This window comes from Sunxiuqinia rutila, from assembly GCF_050589705.1.
GTDB lineage: Bacteria > Bacteroidota > Bacteroidia > Bacteroidales > Prolixibacteraceae > Sunxiuqinia > Sunxiuqinia rutila.
In genome coordinates this window covers 24831-43673 of sequence record NZ_JBNGOT010000003.1, presented here as the reverse complement: position 1 = coordinate 43673, position 18843 = coordinate 24831, and the positions used below count along the sequence as shown (strand labels likewise).

Below are 18843 nucleotides of genomic sequence, written 5' to 3'. Positions count from 1 at the left end.
AGAGATGAAATCACGTAAAACGATTGGAATAATATTAATTCTTGTGTGTCAATGTTTCTGGATATTAGCCCAACCTAAAACCATCGACCTTTCAGGTAATTGGCAACTCGCACTCGATTCGTTAGGATTGGGAGAAAAAGAGGAATGGTTTAACAAAAACCTTCCTTTGCAAATGAAACTCCCCGGAACAACAGACGAAGCTCAATTGGGTGAGAAGCATATTAATGGTACAAACTTATATACCGGTGACCCCGAAATTTGGCAACTGGCAAGGAAATACAGGTATATTGGGAAAGCTTGGTATCAAAAAAATATTGAGATGCCCGCTGATTGGGAAGGTAAAACTATCATGCTTTTCATGGAGAGGTGCATGTGGCAAACCAAAGTTTGGGTAAATGGCAAATTTGTTGGTGAAAACCACAGCCTAAATACACCTCATAAGTTTGAAATAGGCAGCGATTTAAAAACCGGACAAAACACGATTTCATTGCTTGTTGACAATTCACCTTATGTGCATTTAGGTTCCTGGAGCCATGGCTATTCGCCCGGCATGCAAACTATATGGAACGGTGTTGTGGGAGAAATAAAACTGATAGCAAAGGATAAGACGTACTTAAAAGATATCCAACTATACCCTTCGTTTAAAAAGCAAGAGTTAAGGATAAAAGGGAAAGCGATAAATACGGGTGACAAGCATTTAAAAGGAAATCTGGAATTTGCCATAACAGACAAAGACGGAAATGTAATCCTTTTTCAGGACATGGATTACATTGTGGATAAAGACAATCAGGATTTTGAAACAATAATTGCGCTCAATAAAAAACTGTTGCCATGGGATGAATTTCAGCCTAACCTTTACACTCTTGAGGTAAAGGCCGGTTTTGCAGGTAATAGCGATACAGAACACATTCGTTTTGGGCTTCGCGATATTGAAGCTGTTAATGGCCGTTTTTTGGTAAATGGGAACAAAATATTTATGCGTGGGCAACATGACGGAGGAAGTTCGCCTTTAACCGGATATGCACCTATGGATAAAACTGAGTGGCTACGTATATTCAAGATAGGGAAGGCACATGGATTAAACCATTGGCGTTTTCACTCATGGTGCCCCCCAAAGGCAGCTTTCGAGGCGGCCGATGAACTGGGTATTTACCTGCAACCTGAGCTAACGCTGTTTTCACAGGACTGGGAAGGGACATTGGTAGGGACCGATCCAGAAAGGGATGCTTTCCTTTTTGAAGAATTAAAGAAATTACTTGATACCTACGGAAACCATCCTTCGTTTGTATTCATGTGTATGGGAAATGAATTACGGGGCGACCCCAAAGTACTGGAAAAATGGGTAGCCTGGGGAAAAGACCACGACCCAAGGCATTTGTATGCCAGCAATGCCAATTTAGGAGCAATGGCTTCGCCCGAACGATTAAAAGGAGATGATTTTCAGGTTGCCCATTGGGGTAAAAATAATGGTAAAGTATTTTGGCGTAGAATGCATCCATTTTTCGAAGTTGAAAAACCGAACACTGTTAATGATTTTAGTAATACGCTTCAATCGCCTTATAACCAGTGGCCTATTATTAGCCACGAGGTAGGACAGTGGCTGGTGTATCCCGATTTTACTGAAATTGAAAAATATACAGGTGTCTGGGCCCCACGGAATATGGAAGTTTTTCGTGGCCGCTTGCAACAAAAAGGCATGGGCGAACAAGCAAACGATTTTTTAATGGCTTCAGGTAAATTGTCGGCATTGTTGTACCGCGAAGAAATGGAACGCTTGCTCCGGACCCCCGGAATGGGAGGTTATCAATTACTTGATTTACGTGATTACCAGGCGCAGGGAAGTGCATTGATTGGGATGTTGAATGCATTTTGGGAGCCAAAAGGTTTTATTACAGCCGATGAATTCAAACAATCGAACAATAATATTACTTTGCTTTTGGAAATGCCAAAACGTACCTGGCTGAACAATGAAACATTTAAAGCAGAATTGGTAGTTCCAAATTATAGCAATTCAGTATTAAACAATTTGGAAGTTGAATGGAAGGTGTTGGATTCAGGCAAAGAATTATTTAAGGGGAAGCTGAATAAATCAATTGTTGAACAAGGTGAAGTTGTTTCAATAGGAAACGTTTTATTTCCTTTAAATGATATCAGAAAAGCCGCCAAACTGGAGGTCAGGCTTGCTGCGCCCGGCTTGCAAATTGAGAATAACTACGACATTTGGGTTTATCCGGAAAATATAGAAGAGGACAATCAAAAAGAAATTGTAATTGCGACAGGGGCAAGTCCTGAATTACTTGAAAAAATTGAGAACGGGGCAACAGTCTTACTCGTGCCGGACAAAGGTTTTGATGCCGAACGGACCCAATTTACAACTCCCTTCTGGTCAACTATTTTGTTTAACTATCAGGTAAAAACCATGGGGCTTCTATGTAATCCCAATCATCCTGTTTTTGCTGATTTCCCAACTGACTTTCATACTAATTGGCAGTGGTGGGAATTATGTAAATATGCCCCCGCGGTCCGGTTGAACCAAACTGCCAAAGGTTATCAGCCAATTCTTCAGGTAATCGACCATGCCGAGCGCAATGACAAGTTAGGTGCAATTGTTGAAACAAAAATTGGCAAAGGCAAACTATTGGTTTCCACATTCGATATTTTATCTGATCTGGATGAACGACCGGTTGCACGCCAGTTAAAGTACAGTATCCTGAATTATATGAATTCACCTGAATTTAATCCTTCCGAAGCAAAAGGTATAAAAGAAGCTTTTTTTGATGGTGAAGATAGATCGAAGGTGAGGTACAAGAAAATAACGGCTACTAACGAAAACTCCGAATCGCCCATTATTTATGCTTTCGATGGTGATGAAAAAACGTTTTGGCAAACAATCAAAAAGGATGGTGAAAAAATTATTATTGAGATTGAATTGCAGGAACCAAGATACATTAAAGGATGTGAATTTTTAACCAATGAGAACTTTAACCCCGGGAAATTTGAAATTTATATTTTCAATGATAAACAGGATATAGGTGATGTTGTAATTGCCGGCAATGGAGCCTTAAAATCAAAGTTTCAGGCGAAAAGTTGGGACAATGGTTTTACGATTCAGGAAGGGAAAAAAGGTGGGCTTATCCGGATTGAAATGGTTCCTGGTACAAGTAACAGAATGGTAAGTTTGAAAGAATTAAATTGGATTTTAGGCGATTAGGAAACAGATATAATCACTAGTGGGTATTAAAAATTAATAATCGTTCTTTGAAATTCTTTGTTAGTCGTACTTGTAGCGATTTTTGATAGCGTGACGATTTGAATTGAAAATACGGATTTTTGCATGCAAACAAGCAATTATCCATGAATCAAGGCAAATATATCTTCGCACAACTTACAGATTTTTTACCCAGACGTGTATTTGACAGAATTGTCAGCAAACACAACGGGAATAAGTATGTAAGAACTTTTACATGTTGGTATCAAATGCTATGTATGGTATTTGGACAGCTTACCTCAAGAGACAGTATGAGAGATCTGCTCTTAAGTCTCGAAGCTCATAAATCCAAATATTATCATCTCGGATTTGGTTCAACAGTAACTCGGAGAAACCTTGGCAAAGCCAATGAAAAACGTAGCTATAAAATTTTTGAAGATTTTGCTTATGTTCTCATAGAGGAAGCACGCAAAAGCTGCTACAAATCAGATTTTGAGATCAACGTTGACGGCAATGTTTATGCATTTGATTCATCAACAATAGATCTTTGCCTGAGTGTATTTTGGTGGGCTGAGTTTAGGAAAACAAAAGGTGGCATTAAACTGCACACTTTGTATGATGTGAAAACATCAATACCTGCGTTCCTATACATCTCAAATGCCAAAATGCACGATGTCAATGCACTTGATTTAATCTCATATGAGCCTGGAAGCTTTTATGTGATCGACAAAGCTTACATTGATTTTAAAAGACTGCATCGTCTTCACCAGCAGCGGGCTTTCTTTGTTACACGGGCAAAAGATAACATGCGATTTAAACGGATGTATTCAAACCCAGTTGACAAAGCAACCGGCGTGAGATATGATCAAATCGGCAAGCTGGAAACTTACTACCCAAGCAGAGATTATCCAGAGAAGCTTAGGAGAGTAAAATACTATGATTGTGAATCAGATAAGGAACTAATTTTCCTTACCAACAACATGGAACTTAAACCTACCGAGATAGCTTATCTGTATAAGAAACGTTGGGAAGTAGAACTGTTTTTCAAGTGGATGAAACAGCATCTGAAGATAAAATCCTTTTGGGGAACAACTCTTAATGCTGTGAAAATCCAAATGTATTGTGCGATCATCGCATACTGTCTTGTTGCCATAATTGGTAACAGATTGAAAGTTGACCGCTCAATCTACGAAATCCTACAAATCCTAAGCATATCTCTACTCGACAAAACTCCTGTAAAAGAAGTGCTTACGAAATACGATTACAAAAATGTCAAAGAACTAAAAAATAAACAATTAATAATCAGCGGGTTTTAAGTGCCCGCTAATGAGATATAATTTAAAAATATAATGATGAAAGAAAAAAAAACAACGGAATTAAAACAATTGTTTTTATTGGCATTAATTCTTTTTATTCAGATAGGAAGTTTTGCCCAGAAAAATTTCAATGGTGCAATAACAAACCAGCCGGCTACCCGCTGGGAAGAAGCAATGCTTACCGGTAACGGGATAATGGGAGCCATGATGTATGGCGATCCATACCATGAGACCATTGTTGTTAACCATTGCGAACTGTTCCTTACGCTTGGTACTAAAGAGTTTGTAAAAGACCTTTCTGCTTCAATGCCTGAAATAAAAAAGGCCGCCCTGCAAGCAGGCAAAAATGGACCTTCGGTTGCTCACCAAATGATGCTGGAAACGGCCAATCAAAAGATTTCGTGGACTGACCCCTTCCATCCGGCTTTTACCTTTCACATTGATCAGTTTGGTGATTATGGTGAAGCTAAAAACTATAAATTGACCGAGAATTTCGAAACAGGCGAACTAAAAGCATCATGGGACAACGAAGCAGGACATTGGGAGCGGAAAATGTTTATTTCCCGCCCCGATAATGTGGTGGTATTGGAATTAACCGGTCCCAAAGGAAAAGTGGGAGGTAATTTTTCAATGAAAATGGCACATGAGTTGATTGATGTTGAAATGACAGCAACGGATACCGAGATAAAGGCACATGTTACCTATGTAAAAGGGAAAGGGGGGTACGACAACCTTGTCCGTTTTATTCCAACAGGGGGAAACGTTACGGCTAAGAACAATGAAATAAAAGTTAATGCCGCAGATAAGGTGTTAATTGTCATGCAGGTAGAACCATGGCGTGCACCACTTCCGGAGTCGCAAAGTGAAGTTTGGGCTTTTTCACCAAAGCATCCCGATTTTGTGAATGGATATCCTGAAAACAAGTTGGCTGACATGGAAGCGTATTTGGATGAATTGGCCATGGATTACAAGAGGTTGTTAAAACCACATGCAAAAGCACATGGCGAATTGTTCTCGCGGGTGAAATTAAATTTAGGTGAAACGCAATCTACATCTCAAGAGATGCTAAACTCGGCAGCTGAGAATGGGACAATAACACCGGCTTTGACACAAAAGCTATACGATGCATGCCGGTATTTAATTATTTGTAGCACCGGCAAAAATCCGGCAAACCTGCAGGGGATTTGGACCGGTACCTGGAAGCCAGAGTGGAGTGGGGACTATACCCTCGATTCAAATATTCAACTCGAAATTCAATCCATAATGAGTTGCAATATGCCCGAACTGATGGAAGGTTACTTCAAGTTAATTGAGTCATGGTTGGTGGATAGCCGTTTAAACGCCCAAAAATTATTTGGCTGCCGAGGAATTGTTTCCAATCCAAGGGCTTCAAACACAAACTTGTTCTTGCATTGGGGACGATGGCCCGGCGAACAATCGATTGGTACAATGGGCTGGATGCTGCACTTTTTTTATGATTATTATCGCTTTACCGGAGATAAGGATTTTCTGAAAGAAAGAGTGGTGCCTTTACTTAAAGAAAATGCATTATTCTACGAGGATTTGCTAAAAGGTACAGAAGACGAAAATGGGAAATATACCTTTTGGATTTCATATTCGCCTGAGCAGGATCATTTGCTTTATGCTAACTCTACCTTCGATATTTCGGTATTAAAATCTGTTTTGAGTAACCTTGTCGAATCTTGTGAGCTACTTAACATTGAAAACAACAACTTGCCGAAATGGAAAGCAATGTTGAAGAAACTGCCGGATTACCAAATCAATGAAAAAGGGGAATTGCAGGAGTGGGCTTACGAAGGTACAACGGAGAATTACAACCAACGTCACCATTCTCACTTATTGCCACTTTATCAGTTTTGTGAATTTGACAAAGAAAGTGACCCTGTTTTATGGGCAGCTTCTGAAAAAGCCTTTGAAGGAAAGAAAAAAGGATTTCTAAATAATTGGAAAAACCCGGATAGTAATCACATCACCCATGGAATTATTAATCAGGCACAATGTGCAGCACGTTTAGGGCGGGCTGATGTTGTTCACGAAGTACTATCAAGACTTGTTGCGAAAAAATATGTATTTCCGAGTTTTATGATTTCCTACTGGCCGGATAACAAAGGTTATGGGTTTGATCCCGTCGGTACAATTCCTGATGTGATCAATAATTCTTTGATATTTGCCTGGGATGGAAAATTAGATGTTTTACCAGCATTGCCTAAAGAGTGGGAAAAAGGTTCTCTTGAAAATGTGCTTTTACGTGGACAAATGCAGGTTGAGGAACTTGTCTGGGATGTAAACAAAGGAAAAGTAAGTTTGAATATTAAATCCGAAATTAAACAGGAAATTGAGGTTCGTTTGCCTGAATGCCTGAACTTCAATAACATTGAAATAAATGGGAAACAATACACTTTAGGCTCAGAAAAGCTTATTGTAAAACTATAGCTTGTTTACTTACGGTTTGTTTAAATAATTAATACATTTAGACAATGAAATGCATTTTGATTTTCATCTTGTTACTTGCAATATATGAGATAAATAATCTTAAAGTGCAATTAGAAAAGAACTTTACGGAACGAGGCATTGCACCCTTCTTGTGAGTAAAAGAAAGTTAGTGGAACAAATTGTATTGAAGCAGTTTCAAAGTAAATAGATCTTTTAATGCATGTTTAGGATTAAAATAAAATCGAGAGCTTAGTATTTTAGAAAGTAGGATTTGTGCATTTCTTGAGCTGATTTGTGTGATGTATTAAAAGAAAATGCATCATATCATTGTATGGGAATATATCTAACGATTAGCGTCGAAAAATAGTGATCGAAATAAATTATGATAATATCAATGTCGTTTGTTATTCTTTCTTGCCAATTTTTCTGAGTAAACTAGCCTCAAGGCCAAAAATGACCCTTATTGAATTAAGACTTTGGTGATTGTTTAGTAATGGAGTTTGTTTTCTGGAATACTCATTGAAGGACGGAGTTGCTTCATTAACTAAATAATATAGTATGGAAAAAACTAAAATAGCCTTTAATTTTTTTATTATGCTTTTTGTAGGTGTGGTGTTTTTTGCTGCATAATTCACAGCACAGGTAAAATATACCGTTCCCGCCATAGAATGGTAAGAGCCGTTTGGAAATCATCGTGCAGAATTGCAAAACCTAGAGATATTGTTGCCCTTAATTTGTTATGGCGCAAGCATGATAAAAATCTAGAAGACAGGCAATTTATTATAGCGAATGCAGTTACCGGTGATACAATAACCAATATATACCGACATGAGGTAAATAACGAAAGATGTCGAATTGCTTTTGGGCCTATAACACAACCTGGGACTTATCATCTCTATCATTTGCCTTACACTCCGGAATACAAAGATTTTAGTGCAAGGAAATATTTGACAAAAGAAAAAGAACCAGAAAAAGAATGGCTTAACAGAACAGGATTAACAGGTGGAGAGCTACAACTTGATGATCTGCCAAAATGTAGTGTTGATGTTATTCAGGCTAGATCCGAATTTCACTTTTTTTATCCTATGGAGGTTCCTGCTTTGAAAGATGAAATTCAAAAATATGTCAGTAAATACGATGAACCCTATCTTGTGTTTCGGGAAGATCGTATCCGTCCAATTAAAATGTTGGATGCTTTGCCATTAATTTGGCTGCAAAGCCAACCGTCTTTAAGGTTCAGGGGAACGGACTGCAGAAATGAATATTATGCCTTACAGTCTGGTGTTTATGCTTCTAAGGTTTCGTTAAAAGATCTGAAAGTAAATTTTCTGAACTGGTAATTGATTCCGGTGATCGAATACCTGCATCTTCAATGACCTGTTTTAATAAACATGGGGTAGATATTGAGCGAACCCTTTTGTACTTACAGTTAATGTTGGAAAAGGGAAAGTTCAATCGCTATGGATTGGAATTGACATTTTGGAAGAAGCTATTCCGGGAAATTATAAAGGCATTTTTACAGTGGAAGCCGATGGTTTGAAGAGTAAACAGGTTGAAATTAATCTTGAAGTAGAGAATTCTATTTTGACTAACAGAGGTGATGGCGAAACATGCAGGCATTCAGGGGAAAGGTGGCTGAATTCAACAATAGGTATTTACGATGAACCGGTGACACCATGTACAAATATTTCTGTAAAGGAATGAAAATTGTCATGTCTTGCCCGGGATATAGAATTAAACCAGGCAGGATTACCAGAAAAAGTATTGGCATGGGAAAATGATGCACTGGATGGTGCAATTCAGTTTACCATCGAATCAAACAATAAGGTTCTTAATTTGGACTCTAAATCGTTTCAGTACACAAAAGGGAAAATGGAATTGTTGCCTGTGAAGCTATTTCAGAGAATGAAAGCCTTAGATTAACTTGTAAGGGGGCAATGGAATTTGACGGAAGGCTTAGTTACGATTGTATTGTTACAGCAAAAAAGAATATACACCTGCAAGACATCAGGTTGGAGATTCCGTATCGAAAAGATATTGCAGAATATATGATAGGTATGGGAAGAATGGAGGGCTATACTCCTGAATTTGGTAAATCGATATGGCGCAGGGAAGAAGAAAGTTTTTGGTTAGGAAATGCGAAAGGAAGTTTGCACTGTGAACTGTGCGGAGGTTCATATCATGGATCATTGCTGAATTTGTATCAACTTAATCACCCCAGGTCATGGTACAATGGGGTAAATGGCGGTTTTAGAATTGATACGAAAAATGAAACTGTTGAGGCAACGGCTTACAGCGGCTACCGGCCGATGCAAGAAGGAGAAGAAGTGACTAATAAGTTTGCTTTGATTGTTAGTCCTGCGGAACCATATAACCCGAACGATCAATGGAAATATAAATATGAACACAATCCCAAGCCACGCAAAGAGGTAGTAGTTAATGGCAGAAATATGATGAATGTGCATCATGCCAATAAGTACAACAGAGGAAATTGTAACTGCAAATACGAAGGGATTGATCAGCTTGGAGTTGCAAAAAGAAATCGAGTGTTTATAAAAAAAAATGATGAAAAAATAGCCATGATTTGTGGATATGCATAAGGAACCTGAATGTTTAGCCAAGTATCGAGACTGTAAAATAAGCTCTGTTTAATAATATTAATTTAGTGCCGATAGAGAAATTATGGAAAGCGTAGAATTTGAAGCGATGAGTGACAAAGCCCTAGGGCAGTTACGCAATGGGCAATCTCTAACTGGAAAAGATGGTATTTTTGCACCTATTACTGAAAGAGTTTATTGAAAGTGCTCTTGGTGGGGAGATGAGTTCCCATTTGGGAGATTGGGAGCATTTATTAGACAATAATCGTAATGAAAAAAAGCAAAACACTCAAAACTGATTCGAAAGAAATTGAAATTACGACAACACAAGAACGCTAGTGCTGCTTGGAACCGAAACTGGTAAAAAACCATGCCCCTATAATAATTGGATTATAGGGCTGGGATGAGTTTTCTGTACATCTCCAATGAAATCAAAGAGATTTACGATTTCGACATCTCAAATTCTACATTAAACGAGATAGCCGACCGTATCATTCTACAGGTTAAAGCGTGACAAAGCCGCCCATTTGAATCGCTTTACATGATTGTCTACCATTGATGCTATGCACTACAAGGTCAGAGATAAAGGCTGTCTGGTAAGCCGCGTTGTGTATATCGATTTTACTTTTCTCATCTAAATTTTCGACAGCTTAAAGTTGTTTGCTTAGATTTTTCATGCGGAATACACTTGGTGTAACTCCTTCCCATTTCGAAAAAGTGGATGAGAAGTGCTGCGATGAATAAAAACCGCAATCCAGAGCTATACTGGTCAGTGTGCGCACCGGATCTGTTAATAGTTGCTTTGCCTTTTCTAGTCGTATGTAAATTAAATAATTGGCAGGCGTGTAGCCCGTGTGTTCTTTTACAAGCTGGGTTAATGTGGTAATACCTACCTTATTCATGCAGGCCATTTCCTGTAAGGTCCATTTTTTGGCAAGCTTACTTTTTAGCATGGCATCGAAATTTGAAAACCACTTGCGGTTCTCTATCCAAAGACTATCGCGGTTTTGGATGATGCGCACTGTGTTGATCAGAAATTCCTCAACTAAATTGCAAACTCGCTGGTAATACCCGAATTCTTTTGTTTCAAGCTCTTGTTGCAGTTGTATAAAAAGCTGTTTAAATAGTTGGGCTTTCTGAATTATGTGCTTCGGATTTTGAGAAAGCACATTTCCAACTACTTGATTTTCGCAATCAGAAAAACGTGACCAGTTACCCAGATAAAACTGTCCGTTTTCGGTGAAAGTTTCAGGTTTGATAACCATCCAGAATATTTCTCCCAAATCAAGAGCTTCGCGTGGACTACCGTGTTTTTCCCACGGACAGGTTACAAAACCATTGCCTGGAAGAAGCAAATATTTTTGCTCCCCAACAATCCATTCGTATCTTCCTTTGGTGACATAACACAATTCGATTCCTTCATTATAATGCATTTGCAATGGTTTTTGACGAATGTCTTTGTATTCTTCAAAACCAAAGTCGTTGATAAACGGAAACTCCCGCAGAAGTTCAAATCCTGCTGCGTCACTGTCAGTTCGTGAATAGAAAAAGTGCATGTTTGTATAATATCTTTCAGTGTAAAATTATAGTATTTTTTGATTTTGCAAAACGATTTCTTTGTTTTTAATTCTTACTAAAAAAACCATGAATAAACTAATTCCTGAAATGCGTACCCTCCAAAAAGCATTTCAAAACGAGCTGCATCACAATATTTTATCTTTTTGGATAAAGTTTGGTCTTGAAGCTGATGGAGACGGTTTTTACGGTGCAACCGACTTGAATGGAAATCCGATTCTCAATGCTCCCAAATCATGCGTATTGAATGCCCGCATCCTTTGGACATTTGCAGAAGCTGCTAAAGATTTTGGAAATGAAGAGTATGCTAATGTTGCTCACCGTGCATATCAGGTTCTGAAAAATGATTTTGCAGACTCGCAGTATGGTGGATATTTCATGAGTATTGATTCTGAAAATAAACCACTCGATACCATTAAGCACACTTATGCGCAAGCATTTGTTTTATATGCTTTGAGCAAGTATTACGAATTTGCCCCATCGGATGACCTTCTTCAAAAAATAAAAGTCTATTTCTCTTTTTTGGAAGAAAAAGCCAAAGATCAACAACAACTAGGCTACCTTGAGGCCTTCACCTGCGATTGGCAAGTGTATTCCGAAAACCGGATGGCCGATAATAACGAGCCACGGTCGATGAATACGCACCTGCACATCATGGAAGCTTACGCCGCCTGCTATAAAATTTGCAAAGATGAGTTAGTCGAAAAACGACTAAAAGAACTATTGGTATTGTTCATCGAAAAAATTATCCGACCAGACGGGCATCTGGGAATTTTCTTTGATGAAGCGTTTAACGAAACAGAATCTTCGAAAGCAATTTGCTCATTCGGGCACGACATTGAAGCTTCGTGGTTGCTGTGGGAAGCTGCTGAGATTTTGGGTGATCAGGAAATTATTGAAAAGATGAAACCACTTTCAGTAAAAATGCTGAATCGTGTTGATCGCGTGGGAGTGGATAAGGATGGCGGATTATTTCTGGAATCGACTCGCTTTGGCAGCCACGTACGTACCAACAAGCACTGGTGGCCGCAAGCCGAAACAGTGGTGGCCTTTATGAACGGGCTGGAGTTGACTTCGGATAAAAAATATTGGGACAAGCTCAAATTGAGTTGGAACTTTATCGATAAGTATATCATTGATCACGAAAACGGAGAGTGGTTCACCAAGGTAAATCGTATGGGAATTCCGTATCTTATTGAGCCGAAAGACGATCCTTCGCCATATTACCGGAACGATTGGAAAATTGATCCATGGAAGTGCCCATACCACAATGGGCGGGCTATGATGGAACTGATTTCGAGAATTGAAAAGATGATAAGCAGTAAACAAAAACCTCAATCATGAAACTAAACCACATTGTCGTTACACTAATTATTTTATTGACTGGCTTTCAACTGAAAGCGCAGGATGATTCACTGAAAAAATTGGCAACCGAATCAAGCAACTGGTTCGAGGGCTTTCAGAAAAACATCGGAGGTAACGAGTTTACTTATCACAGTTTTCGTAACGATGTATCTGCATCATTGATTACCCGTTGCACCGATGGGGAAATGGGCATTGAATGGGAAACCGCTGTTGTGCCGGAAAACTGGAATAAAAAAAGCACCGGTTTTTTATGGATTGCGGCTATCGATTTAACATCGAACAAGCACATTTTCGATGTGTATGTAAACGGAGAAAAACGCTTTGAAATAACTTCATCGGGACAAAAAAACTGGAAACTGGAAACTGCCGATGGCGGAACACTTTCGTATATCACCCTCGAAACCGACCACAGCAACGATGCGCACGGTTACATGTCGATGATTGCCCCAACCGATTGGTTGAGAAAGGGAGCCGCCCAAACGATTAAAATAGAAGGACGGGCACACAAAGACAATACATGGATCATTGTTTATCAGGCCACCGATGCTCTTTCATTTCTGCAGAACTCGATTGAGTACGATGTTTGGATGGAGATCGAGCTGCGTGAAAACGCAAAAAAGCTTACGGCACAGTTAAAAGCCCCCTTCACGCTTGCCGGCAAAACTCTTCAGTATCGTTCTGATAAGAAAACAAAAACGATTCAACTAAGCGAAAAGGAAGGTTTTGCCATTGGCGAATTAACTCTCCCGCTTTCTGCAAAAAATAAAGCTTTTGCGTTGAATGACCCAATGGGCGAAGTGTTTAAGCTTGATACGCTGGGAAAAGATTTCAAATCGACTCGCTTGCTGGCAAAAGCTGTTTTACTGAACGAAAGTAAAACCTATGGCGGCAAGACACTGATGACTGCGCGCCGAAATTACAAACCCAATACCGTTTCCGATTTGCTGAAACTCTCGAAGTCGAGCTTGGGAGATGGACAAATATTGCTTATGAACTCGAGCCACCAGGATATTGCCTGGATGGATTCGCCCGAGAAATGTATCATCGAGCGCGACACTATGTTGTTAGCTCCGCTTTTCGAGATGGGACAGAAAGACAAAAGTTACCGCTTCGATGTGGAAGATGTGCTGATGCTGAAAGAATTTGTTGAGCGGCATCCTGAAAAGAAGGAGTTGGTCAGGCAGATGCTTGCTGACGGGCGTATTTCCTGTGGCTCAACCTACATTCAGCCTTATGAAGAGATGTACTCGGGCGAAGCACTGGCACGTCAGTTTTATTTTGGAGCCAAATGGCTGAAAGATCAGTTTAATTACGATGCAACTGTTTATTGGAACGAAGATGTGCCAGGACGCACTCCGCAAATGATGCAGATGATGCGCAAAGCAGGCACCAAATACATGATGATTAGCCGCCACGAGCGTGGTTTGTTCAATTGGTATAGTCCCGATGGATCTTTTGTTACAACATTTACTCCTGGACATTACGGAAATGCTTTTTCAGCACTGCAACGCGATTTTCACGAGTCGGCACAGTTTCTGGCAAATAGCTCTCTCGACTGGGAAAAATATTACAGCCTGAAAACAAAAAGTCCGGTAATTCCTTTATTGTCGGATAACGACATGAGTCCGGCAGTTGATCACAGCAGTTTAGTGCGCAACTGGTCGAATATAAAAGAACTTCAAAATGAAAAAGGGAAGTATGTTCCGGTACAGCTTCCCTCGATAAAGATTGCATCAGCGCCCGAGTTCTTTGATGCTTTGATGGCTCAAAAACCAAAACTTGGAAGCATTAGTGGTGAACGCCCCAATGTGTGGCTTTATATTCATGGTCCCGGGCATCAAAAAGCACTGAAAGCAAGTCGTGAGGGTGATATTTTGCTAACTATGGCCGAAAAATTTGCCACTGCCAATGCGCTGGTTGATGGCTCGTTCGTCAATTACCCGGAAACGGAATTGCGCAATGCCTGGGAAGCCAAAATTTATCCCGACCACGGATGGGGCGGCAAGCAAGGGGATATTACCGATGCTTATTTCCATCAGAAATATGAATTTGCCAAAGCTGAGGCTTTAAGAATTGTGGATAGAAGTTTGAACGAATTGGCTGCGAAAATAAAAACAGAAAGCACGATGGGCCGTCCTTTGGTAGTATTTAACAGCATGAATACCGACCGAACGGATCCGGTTTCGATTGAAGTGCGTTTTGCAAAATCGCAAGCTTTGGGACTTCAACTTCAGGATACACACGGCAAGGAGATTGATCTTCAGTTAATAAATGTGAAAAACTATTCGGATGGATCGATCCAATCGGCCACTCTAAATTTTATTGCCGAAGAAGTTCCTTCTATAGGTTACAAAACCTTCTATCTGAAAAATAATACAGAAGAATTAGCGACTCAAACATTGGTCTTTTCTCCGGAAGTAGAAAACCGTTTTTACAAACTTCGCTTTGCTAATGGTGGCCTTGCTTCTATTTTTGATAAAGATCTGAATCAGGAGCTGGTCAATTCTGATAAATTTGTAGCTGGTGAAATTTTCACCATGCACTCGGAAGGCAATGGCGCCGGCGAATTTATTGATGTTCAAAAACCCGACATGCTGGGATTCGATAAAACCGGAAACTACAAAACCAATTGGGAGATTGAAGAAAGCGGCGCGGTTTCGACTACCTATAAGTACCGCCAAAAAATACGGCATGCGGTAGTCGAACAGCGAATTGTCGTTTTTAATCAACAAAAACGTATTGATTTCGAAACTCAAATATTGAATTGGGAAGGTGTGTTGTACCGCGAATTCCGTATGGCTTTGCCGCTAAACATGACCGATGGCCAAGTGGCTTACGAAGTGCCCTTTGGCGTGGTTATAGTGGGTGAAGACGAGATTGAAGGAGCAGCCGGCGAACGTTATACAACCATTTGTAAAACGATTCACCCACGTGGCATCGAAAACTGGATCAGCGCTAGCAACGCCCGGTTTGGGGTAACCCTGAGCTCATCGGTAGCAGTGGCCGACTGGATTGATCCCACCGATAAGCCTCTTGCAAATCAGATTTTGCAACCAATATTGTTTGCATCAAGAAGAAGTTGCCATTGGGAAGGCAATGAATATCTGCAAACCGGGAATCACTCGTTTAAGTTTTCCATTACTTCGCACAAACCCGGCTGGGAAAATGGTGCAAACTTTGGTCGTGCTGCAAACGAAACGTTGAAAGCTGTATGGGTTGATCACTCATATGCCGGTGCAAGCCTGCCCGAGTCGTTGAGCTTTTTCCAAATCAACTCGAAGAACGTACTGGTTTCGACAGTAAAAAAAGCTGAAGACAGCAATGATGTTGTTATCCGGATCGCGGAAATGGAAGGAACCGATAAAACAGTTGATCTTGAAAGCTTCAAAAAAATAAGCCAAGCAAAAACGACCAATTTGATTGAAACAGAAGGTGAAAGACTTCCGGTGCAAAACAACCGACTACATCTGAAGTTGGGACACCATGCGATTGAAACCTTCAAAATAAACTACGAAATAAAATGAATAAAAGTCTTCTGATTTCCACATTTGCTGCGGCATTGGGTGGGTTGCTATTTGGATACGATACTGTGATTATTAATGGGGCAATGGTCGATCTGGTTAATTATTTTGAACTCAGCCCCTCCTTGCAGGGATGGACCGTTAGTTCGGCTTTAATTGGCTGCATTTTGGGAACCATCTTGATTGGCAAACCAGGCGATATTTTTGGAGCTAAACGCTTGTTGCAAATCATGGCCGTTTTGTTTTTTATTTCATCTGCCGGATGTGGTCTCGCGTCCAGTATCAGTATGTTTATCATCTCTCGTTTTATTGGGGGGCTGGCTATTGGAGCTTCGTCGGTTTTGTGCACCGTTTATATTTCAGAAATTGCACCTCCAAAGCACCGGGGCATGCTGGCCTCCACCTTTCAGCTAGCTATTGTCGTTGGAATTTTGCTCTCGCTCATCTCCAATTATATGTTGCTGAATATAGGAGAGAACAACTGGCGCTGGATGCTTTTTAGCGGTGCTTTTCCTGCAGTGGCATTTTTTATGATGCTTCTTTTTATCAAGAAGAGTCCTCGTTGGCTGGTGAAAAAAGGGCGCATTGGCGAAGCCCGGGCAATTATTGAAGAGCTTTCGATGCACGAAATTGATACCGAACAAACCATTCGCGAAATTAAGGAATCAATTCATAACGAAAATACAGGAAAGCGAATTCAGCTATTCAAAAAGCCTTATCGGAAAATTATTTTCATCGGAATTTTTGTTGGCATATTCAATCAACTTACAGGGATTGGTGTGGTATTTTACTATTCATCACAGATATTTCGGATTGCAGGTTTCTCTGCCGACAGTTCAATGGCACAAAGTGTTATTTTGGGGGCAACAAACCTAATCTTTACACTAATTGCCATGTTGGTGATTGATAAGGTAGGACGAAAAAAGCTTTTGCTTTTTGGTCAGATGGGAATGGTCGTTGTGCTTGGCTTGTTTGGCTACGGACTGCTTTCAGGCAATATTTCCGGATATTGGTTAGTGGCTTTATTGGTTGGTTATATTGCATTCTTTGCTGCCTCGCAGGGAGTGGTCGTTTGGGTGTTGCTTTCCGAAATGTTCCCGAACATTATACGTGCAAGGGGAGCATCTATGGGGTCATTTGCTAACTGGATGGTTAGTGCTACTCTTAATTTCTTGTTTCCTGTGGTTATCGGATTATTCGGTTCCACACTGGCTGCCCAGCAGCTGGGCATGAGCTATGCCTTTATCTTTTTAGCAGTAGTTTCCCTGATCGGATTTTTCTATCTGAAAAGAAACCTGATTGAAACCAAAGGGAAAACGCTTGAGCAAATTGAAAAAGAAGTACTTTGCTGATAATTCAAAACTTGAATCTTTTATCCTTCAAAAAAATAAACGATGGAAAGACGAAATTTTATAAAATTAACCGGAACTTTTGCTACACTTATGATTGGCTCCGATCTGCTAACAGCTTGCAAAAGTTTAGATAACAGTAATCTCGAAGAAGAACTAAAGATCAAAGCATTTGCAGCTTTCGATCGTTTTTCTGAAATATGGAACTTCAACGATTTTTGGAAACGGGGAAATACCTTCGATGCCTGCCTCTCCTTTGTTGATGCTGTGCTGCAACGTTGGCCTGAAGCACCAAAATCTCAAGAAATGCAACTGAAGGTAAAAGAAATGCTGGAAGAGAATCTGACCTTTTTTAACCGTTTTGATCCGGGTGACTTGTGGGCCGACGATTTTGGCTGGTGGGGACTAATGGGGCTGAATGCTCGTAAACACCTTCAGAAAATGGGTGAGTTAGAACTTGCAGAGAAATACCTGAAACTTTCAACTGATTTGTGTTGGGAATATAAAAAAAAGAATGCCTATGATCATACAACAACCGCTTTGCCTGTTCCTCATGGATGCCGTAATGGCGATGCCAAAGGGGTGAGCAAAGGGGTGAAAAATACAGTAACCAATGTGTTGTTGTTCTTGCTCTCATCGCGCATTTATCGTTTAAGCCTGACTGAAGATATCAGTGACAACGAAAAATACCTCGATATGGCTTACCGTCAATGGTTGTGGTTCGATGAATGGTTTAAACTGGAAGAATATCAGTATCTGAAAAAGCTTAGCAGCGAAGGAGCGTTGGTGCAAGAGCGCCCGATGGCTGAATTTGAGGGGTCGGATTATATGGAAAAAATTCACCCGCCTTGGGCTAAAGGCTGGGTTTGGACTGGTGATCAGGGGATGTTGATTGGTGCACTGACCGACATGCTGGCGGTACGAAAAGAGCTGTCAGCATGGATTGCCGCAAATAATATCGATGCAACTTTTGACGTACTCACATATGAAAAAAATATTCGCGCGCTTATCCAGTTGCTTGGAGAAGGAATTAATACAGCTCTGGTTAGCAAGAAAGATGGAATTATCCGTGAAGCCCCATGTTTATCAAGTTTTGGTCCAGCTCACGGAAACGATTATTTGGCCGGACGAGGCATTATGATGCGCTACATCGGATCACCGGAAGAAAGAGCTTTGCTTGGTGTTGATCTTTCCGAAAATATTCTGGCAACGACTGAGGCCATCTGGCAAACCCGCGATGAGTCTAACAATCAATTTCAACCAGAGTTTACAAATGCTGAAAATGATCGGATATACATTGAACAATTCCGTGAACAATGGGGACTGGCAGACGATGTTATTGAGTGGGATTTGAAGAAGATGAAAGAACAAAACAAATTCGGAGTTTGCCAATCAATAGGAATGGATGCTCTGGGAGCAGCTATTAAGTTGCTATGAGAAATATAATTTAATAATTTT

Annotated in this window: 10 protein-coding genes and 1 pseudogene; 10 read left to right on the top strand and 1 reads right to left on the bottom strand. The window is 40.2% G+C overall.

From position 1 onward, the window contains the following. Positions 1-4: 4 nt before the first annotated feature. From ACRD6K_RS03940 to ACRD6K_RS03915, 6 genes and pseudogenes are all read left to right on the top strand, one after another. A complete protein-coding gene (locus ACRD6K_RS03940; protein WP_430972166.1) occupies positions 5-3211 on the top strand; it encodes a sugar-binding domain-containing protein in 3207 nt (1068 codons plus the stop codon). A gap of 143 nt (positions 3212-3354) precedes the next feature. After that, entirely contained in the window at positions 3355-4524 is a 1170-nt protein-coding gene (locus ACRD6K_RS03935; RefSeq protein WP_430972165.1) for an IS4 family transposase, read from the top strand. Positions 4525-4557: 33 nt separating this feature from the next. Next, positions 4558-6978 carry a glycosyl hydrolase family 95 catalytic domain-containing protein gene (locus ACRD6K_RS03930; RefSeq protein ID WP_430972164.1) on the top strand — a complete coding sequence of 807 codons (2421 nt, stop codon included), beginning with the start codon at positions 4558-4560 and terminating at the stop codon, positions 6976-6978. Positions 6979-7646: 668 nt separating this feature from the next. After that, a complete protein-coding gene (locus ACRD6K_RS03925) occupies positions 7647-8318 on the top strand; it encodes a glycoside hydrolase domain-containing protein (protein ID WP_299577989.1) in 672 nt (223 codons plus the stop codon). A 139-nt stretch (positions 8319-8457) separates the two neighbouring features. Beyond that, complete coding sequence (locus ACRD6K_RS03920) at positions 8458-8682, top strand: hypothetical protein (RefSeq protein WP_488621822.1); 225 nt, start codon at positions 8458-8460, stop codon at positions 8680-8682. A gap of 3 nt (positions 8683-8685) precedes the next feature. Continuing rightward, a pseudogene (locus ACRD6K_RS03915) lies at positions 8686-9578 on the top strand (hypothetical protein). A 647-nt stretch (positions 9579-10225) separates the two neighbouring features. Here the strand turns inward: ACRD6K_RS03915 and ACRD6K_RS03910 are convergent. Continuing rightward, the gene (locus ACRD6K_RS03910; RefSeq protein WP_299577990.1) at positions 10226-11131 is read right to left on the bottom strand and encodes an AraC family transcriptional regulator; all 906 of its coding nucleotides are present in this window, start codon (positions 11129-11131) and stop codon (positions 10226-10228) included. Positions 11132-11219: 88 nt separating this feature from the next. Between ACRD6K_RS03910 and ACRD6K_RS03905 the strand changes: the two genes are divergently transcribed. The 4 genes from ACRD6K_RS03905 to ACRD6K_RS03890 are packed head-to-tail and all read left to right on the top strand — an operon-like array spanning position 11220 to position 18822. Next, positions 11220-12494: an AGE family epimerase/isomerase gene (locus ACRD6K_RS03905; RefSeq protein WP_430972163.1), complete on the top strand. Its 1275-nt coding sequence runs from the start codon at positions 11220-11222 to the stop codon at positions 12492-12494. Beyond that, the gene (locus ACRD6K_RS03900) at positions 12491-16039 is read left to right on the top strand and encodes a glycoside hydrolase family 38 N-terminal domain-containing protein (RefSeq protein WP_430972162.1); all 3549 of its coding nucleotides are present in this window, start codon (positions 12491-12493) and stop codon (positions 16037-16039) included. Before ACRD6K_RS03905 ends, ACRD6K_RS03900 begins: the two co-directional genes overlap by 4 nt. Continuing rightward, positions 16036-17388 carry a sugar porter family MFS transporter gene (locus ACRD6K_RS03895; RefSeq protein ID WP_430972161.1) on the top strand — a complete coding sequence of 451 codons (1353 nt, stop codon included), beginning with the start codon at positions 16036-16038 and terminating at the stop codon, positions 17386-17388. The genes ACRD6K_RS03900 and ACRD6K_RS03895 overlap by 4 nt, the downstream gene beginning before the upstream one ends. 42 nt (positions 17389-17430) lie before the next feature. Further along, complete coding sequence (locus ACRD6K_RS03890; RefSeq protein ID WP_430972160.1) at positions 17431-18822, top strand: hypothetical protein; 1392 nt, start codon at positions 17431-17433, stop codon at positions 18820-18822. Positions 18823-18843: the final 21 nt, after the last annotated feature.

Bases quoted from the DNA above. Each gene is read 5' to 3' on its own strand.
- ACRD6K_RS03940 (WP_430972166.1), top strand. From the start codon at position 5: ATGAAATCACGTAAAACGATTGGAATAATATTAATTCTTGTGTGTCAA.
- ACRD6K_RS03935 (WP_430972165.1), top strand. From the start codon at position 3,355: ATGAATCAAGGCAAATATATCTTCGCACAACTTACAGATTTTTTACCC.
- ACRD6K_RS03930 (WP_430972164.1), top strand. From the start codon at position 4,558: ATGATGAAAGAAAAAAAAACAACGGAATTAAAACAATTGTTTTTATTG.
- ACRD6K_RS03925 (WP_299577989.1), top strand. From the start codon at position 7,647: ATGGTAAGAGCCGTTTGGAAATCATCGTGCAGAATTGCAAAACCTAGA.
- ACRD6K_RS03910 (WP_299577990.1), bottom strand. From the start codon at position 11,131: ATGCACTTTTTCTATTCACGAACTGACAGTGACGCAGCAGGATTTGAA.
- ACRD6K_RS03905 (WP_430972163.1), top strand. From the start codon at position 11,220: ATGAATAAACTAATTCCTGAAATGCGTACCCTCCAAAAAGCATTTCAA.
- ACRD6K_RS03900 (WP_430972162.1), top strand. From the start codon at position 12,491: ATGAAACTAAACCACATTGTCGTTACACTAATTATTTTATTGACTGGC.
- ACRD6K_RS03895 (WP_430972161.1), top strand. From the start codon at position 16,036: ATGAATAAAAGTCTTCTGATTTCCACATTTGCTGCGGCATTGGGTGGG.
- ACRD6K_RS03890 (WP_430972160.1), top strand. From the start codon at position 17,431: ATGGAAAGACGAAATTTTATAAAATTAACCGGAACTTTTGCTACACTT.